7 protein-coding genes are annotated in these 4,570 nt (G+C 63.6%); 4 read left to right on the top strand and 3 right to left on the bottom strand.

The genetic code is table 11. The features are described 5' to 3' along the window. Positions 1-145 precede the first annotated feature (145 nt). Positions 146-415: a YajD family HNH nuclease gene (locus O2807_12265; GenBank protein ID MDA1001273.1), complete on the bottom strand. Its 270-nt coding sequence runs from the start codon at positions 413-415 to the stop codon at positions 146-148. Between the two features lie 222 nt (positions 416-637). On the opposite strand from O2807_12265, the gene O2807_12270 reads away from it, so the two are divergent. The 4 genes from O2807_12270 to O2807_12285 are packed head-to-tail and all read left to right on the top strand — an operon-like array spanning position 638 to position 3,746. Next, the gene (locus O2807_12270; protein ID MDA1001274.1) at positions 638-1,297 is read left to right on the top strand and encodes a NapC/NirT family cytochrome c; all 660 of its coding nucleotides are present in this window, start codon (positions 638-640) and stop codon (positions 1,295-1,297) included. Positions 1,298-1,336: 39 nt separating this feature from the next. After that, entirely contained in the window at positions 1,337-2,230 is an 894-nt protein-coding gene (locus O2807_12275) for a DMT family transporter (protein ID MDA1001275.1), read from the top strand. Between the two features lie 14 nt (positions 2,231-2,244). After that, positions 2,245-2,985 carry a sulfite exporter TauE/SafE family protein gene (locus tag O2807_12280; GenBank protein MDA1001276.1) on the top strand — a complete coding sequence of 247 codons (741 nt, stop codon included), beginning with the start codon at positions 2,245-2,247 and terminating at the stop codon, positions 2,983-2,985. Positions 2,986-2,993: 8 nt separating this feature from the next. Beyond that, positions 2,994-3,746 (top strand): sulfite exporter TauE/SafE family protein, encoded by a 753-nt coding sequence (locus O2807_12285; GenBank protein ID MDA1001277.1) that lies wholly within the window; start codon positions 2,994-2,996, stop codon positions 3,744-3,746. Here O2807_12285 and O2807_12290 read toward each other — a convergent pair. Together O2807_12290 and O2807_12295 are read right to left on the bottom strand one after the other, a co-directional pair. After that, positions 3,739-4,206: a YaiI/YqxD family protein gene (locus O2807_12290; GenBank protein ID MDA1001278.1), complete on the bottom strand. Its 468-nt coding sequence runs from the start codon at positions 4,204-4,206 to the stop codon at positions 3,739-3,741. The genes O2807_12285 and O2807_12290 overlap by 8 nt on opposite strands. A gap of 13 nt (positions 4,207-4,219) precedes the next feature. After that, positions 4,220-4,570, bottom strand: a 351-nt coding sequence (locus tag O2807_12295; GenBank protein MDA1001279.1) for a hypothetical protein, incomplete at its 5' end; no start/stop codon positions are given.

Here is a 4,570-nt window from a genome sequence, read left to right on the forward strand (position 1 = left end):
GGATCCGTCTTTCCCCCGTCGCGAGCGACGCGAAGGCGATCGCGCGGATCGAGTGTGACTTCGAGGCGGGCACCCGGAAGCGTCCACGTGCGATGGATGGCTTTGTGCGCAGGATCATTTCGGCCGCTGCCGGATAAGGCCCGCTTCAGTCCTGACCGCTGATGTAGCGGCCAAGCATGTCGCGGGAGTGCTCATCTTCATGACAATGGGTGCAGAGGTTTTCCCAGTTGCTTCCGTCCGGCGGATTGTTTTTGGCGTTGCTGTCGCGGTGGTGCACCGTCAGGAGGTGAAGGTTCGTTTCATCGAAATCCCGGCCGCACTTGGCGCAGATCCAGCCGTGAATCTCGAGCGAGCGGCGGCGGTAGTCCGGCGTGGACTTTCCGGTGGCCGAGGCCGCCTTCAAACGGGCAGCGATATCCTTCGCGCTCTCGGCCGATGCGCCCTCAGCCGGGGATTTCGCCGGCGCAGGCCGGAGCCTTTGTTTTCGGTTGGGGCCGAACCTTGTGCGTGCCACAGGGCTTCCTCCTCTGGGCGGCATCGTAGCAAAAGGGCGCCGGTGGGGGAAAGGAGAGGGAATGGGTTTCCGTTGCCGGGCAGGGAACCCGGGTGCTAGCATGGCAGTGCCGAGGAGAGGTCGATGCGATTTATGCGCTTCAAGTGGACGATTATCGCTCTGGGCGCCGTGGCGGCGGTGGCGGCGCTCGGGGTGGGCGGCCTGTACGGCATCCGCGCGCTGGAGTCCTACGATCCCTTCTGCACCTCGTGTCACCTCCAGGACCATCAAGTCTATCTGGACGACGGAGGACGGGCGAAAGCCGATGTCCGCACCCTGGGCGGATGGCATCTGGCGGGCGGGAAGGCCGGCTGCATCTCTTGTCATGGGGAGGACGGCATTTTCGGAATGATGCAGACGACGTGGCTGGCCGCGGGCGATACCGTGAAATTCGTCACGGGCGATTACAAGCAACCCTCCCGCGTGTTTCATCCCATCAAGAACAAGGATTGCCTCAAGTGCCACCCCGAGGACAGGGTGCTCGATCTTCCCGAGGGGAGTTTTCACGCTATCACCGACCACGCGGAGCTTTCCTTTTCTTGTGTCCAGTGCCACAGTGGCCACAAGGTGGGTGGAAGGAGAGAGAAGAAATTCCTGGTGCCGAATTTTGCGCAGCCTCGCTGTGACAAATGCCACGAAGAGCTGGAGCAGAAAGTCCGCGTCGGGGCGCTGAAGACCCCGCCTTCCCGGATTCCCTTTCGCCCGATCGTCCGCATGGCCTTTTGGAATACGCCCGGAAATTAAAAACGCGCAGTTGAAGCAAGGGTAAGAGAGGAACGTTCGGTGCGGTTTTACGTCCTGGCCATCACGGTGACCTTTCTCTGGGGGTTGAGCTTCACAACAGTGAAGATCGGCCTTCAGGGGATGGGGCCGTTTACGTTTCTCTGGCTCAGGAGCCTGATTTCCGCGCTGACGGTTTTTTTTCTCATCCGGATGCGCGGCGGAAAATTCATGCCTCCAAAGGGGAGCCGGGATTTTTGGTGGAACACGCTTCTGCACAACCTGGTATTTCTCCTGTTTTACAACGGCGCCGCCTTCACGACGGCGGGCCGGGCCTCGCTGTTTCTCTACGGGCAGCCCATCTTCTACACCGCCCTTGCGGCATGGCTGATGCCCGCCGAGCGGATCGGCGTGCGGGGCGTCGCGGGATTCTCAGCGGCGGCGATCGGGATGGTCCTCCTTTTCAACGAAAAGCTCGCGGCCACGGGCCCGACCTGGCTGGGCGACGCCATCATCCTGGTCTCTGCTTTTGTGTGGGGGGTGCAGTCGCTCTTTCTCAAGGTGCGCCTCAAGGGGCATGATGCGTTCCAGATCACGGCGTGGGTGCAGCTCGTCGCCGTGGTGCTCTTCCTTCCCATCGCCTTGGCGAAGGGGGAGGGCTGGCCGGACCTGACCAATCTCTACGTCCTCACGGGGGCGGGCTACAACGGCATCGTGGGAACGGGCATCACCCAGGTGTTGTGGGTGATACTCCTGGCGCAGTACTCTCCGAGCCGCGTCAGCGCGTACATGTTCCTCTGTCCGGTGTTCGGGGTTTTCCTGGGGGCGCTGATCCTTCAGGAGGTGCTCGGGCTGCCGACCCTTGCCGGGGCGGCGCTGATTGCGGCGGGCATCTACCTCGTCAATACTCGCCGCATGAAGGGCGCCGGCGAAATCGCCGCGTCCCGGCCGGACTGAAGAAAAGGGAAGGCATGGAATTCGATCTCTATCATCTCGGTCCCATCGCCCTGAGCGCGTTCGTCGTTGGGTTCTTCAAGACGACGTTCAGCATGGGGACGGGAATCCTCCTGGTGCCCATCCTGGTTCTTTGGTGGCCCGCGCGCTTCGTGATGGGGGTCATCTCCGTGATCATGTGGTCCACCGATTTCGTCACCCTCCCCATGTTCTGGCGGAAGTGGGAGGGCCGCCTCGTCCGTCTCATGGTTCCGGGTTTTGTCATCGGCATCTTCATCGGGACCACCCTTCTGGTGAACATCCCCGAGGCGGCTTTCCGCCGCGTGATCGGGGCGGGCGCTCTGATCTTCGCGGGCATCCAGGCGTGGGGGGAGGTGCGCGGCGGGCTGCCCACCCCCCGCGTCGGGACCGCCGCCGGTCTGGGCCTGGGGATTCTGGGGGGGACGACCAGCGCCCTCACCCATTCGGGGGGGCTCGTGCTCTCGCTTTTCTATCTCAGCCAGGGCCTTGAGAAGACGGCGGTGGTGGCCTCCATCATCGCGACATGGGTATTCGTGAATCCGGTGAAAGTGATCTCGTTCTGGGTGGCCGGCATCGTCAATCTGAAAATATTTATTGCCTGCGTTGCGGCCGTGCCCCTTGCATTTCTGGGCGGCTGGATCGGCAAGCATGTGCTCCAGCGGCTCTCGCAGCGCGCGTTCAACCTTTCTCTCCTTTGCCTGGCGTTTGTCGCCGGCCTCCGGCTCCTGTTGGGGTGACAGGAAAGATGTCCTATTTCTCACTATTCGAATGGATTGCCATCGGCGTTGCTTCGATCGGGATCGGTTTTCTGAAGCGGACCTTCGGGGCGGGGATCGGTCTCGCGTTGACGCCCGTTTTGACGGCCTTGACCTTCTCTCCAAAATTCGCGCTCACCTTCATCGCCATGGCCAGTACGCTGGCGGACATCGTGCTGGCCCGCGAACTGCGCCGGGAGTGGGACCGCCAGATGGTGTTCCGGATTCTTCCCTGGATGGTCGGCGGCGTGGCCGTGGGCTCCTGGGTGCTTTCCTGGATCGACGATCGGAGTCTGCGGATCTTGATCGGATCCTTCTGCGTTCTGCTCTCGCTTCAGCAGATCGTCCGGGAGATCAGGGGGCGGGAGGTCCCCTCCGTGCGCCTTCCCGTTTGGGTGGCGCGCTTCGGCGGGCTGTTGAGCGGATTCGCTTCCTCGGTCGCCAACACGGGGTCAACCGTTCTGAGCCCGTTTCTGATCTCGATGGGATTCTCCAAGATGCTCTTCCTGGGAACGGTTTGGGCGCTGTTCTTCGTCGTGAATCCGCTGAAGATGATCGGCTACTGGCAGGCGGGCGTTCTCTCGCGGGAGGTCTTCTGGGCGGCGGGCGTGGGATTGCCCCTGCTCTGGGTGGGGCTCCGCATCGGCGCCTGGGCCCACAACCGGATGTCCCCCCGCGTGTTCCACATGATCATCTTGATGCTGGCGATTGCGGGCGGGGCGCGCCTCTTGCTCTTCAGCTGAGGGGCGGATTTTCATTCTGCAGGCGCGTGAGCGTGCGGTCGAGCGCCGCGGCGAACTGGTGGCGGTCGGTGTCGGAATAGCCCGCGGGCCCGCCCTGCACATATCCCCCCGATCGCATCTCCTGCATGAAGTTCCGCAGCGCGAGCACCTCCCCGACATTTTCCCCGGTGTAGACCTCCCCGCGGGGGTTGATGGCGGCGGCCCCCTTTTCCACCGCCCGCGCCGCGAGGGGGATGTCCGCCGTGATCACGATATCCCCGCCCGCCGCCTCCTGCGCGATGTAATCGTCCGCGACATCGAAGCCCTGCGGGACGCGCACGGCCTCGAGGTAGGGAGAATCCGGAACGCGGAGCGGGGCGTTCGCCACGAAAAGGGCCTGCGTCTCCGTGCGCTCGGCGGCGCGGTAGATGAGCTCCTTCGCCTCCCGGGGGCAGGCGTCGGCGTCCACCCAGATTTTCACGGCAGGCGGCGCCTCAGCGGGCTTTCGCGATGGCGTGGAGGAGCTCGGGGACCTCGATGGAGCTGGTGTCAATGGTGGCGGGGTCCGCGCCCAGGTAGATCTTCTTGATGGCCCCGCGGACGATCTTGGCCGAGCGGGTCTTGGGCAGCGCCTCGACGAATTTCACTTCCTCGGGGCGCAGGCTTTTGCCCAGATATTTGACCGTCTCATCCTTGAGCGCCTCGCGCAGCGCGTCCGAGGGCTCGTAGCCGTCCGAGAGAACGACGAAGCAGGTGAGGGCCTCTCCCTTGATGGGGTGGGGGGTGCCGATGACCGCTGCCTCGATGACGGCGGCGTGCCCAATGAGGGCGGATTCGACCTCGGC

The organism is bacterium (assembly GCA_027622355.1).
Lineage (GTDB): Bacteria > UBA8248 > UBA8248 > UBA8248 > UBA8248 > JAQBZT01.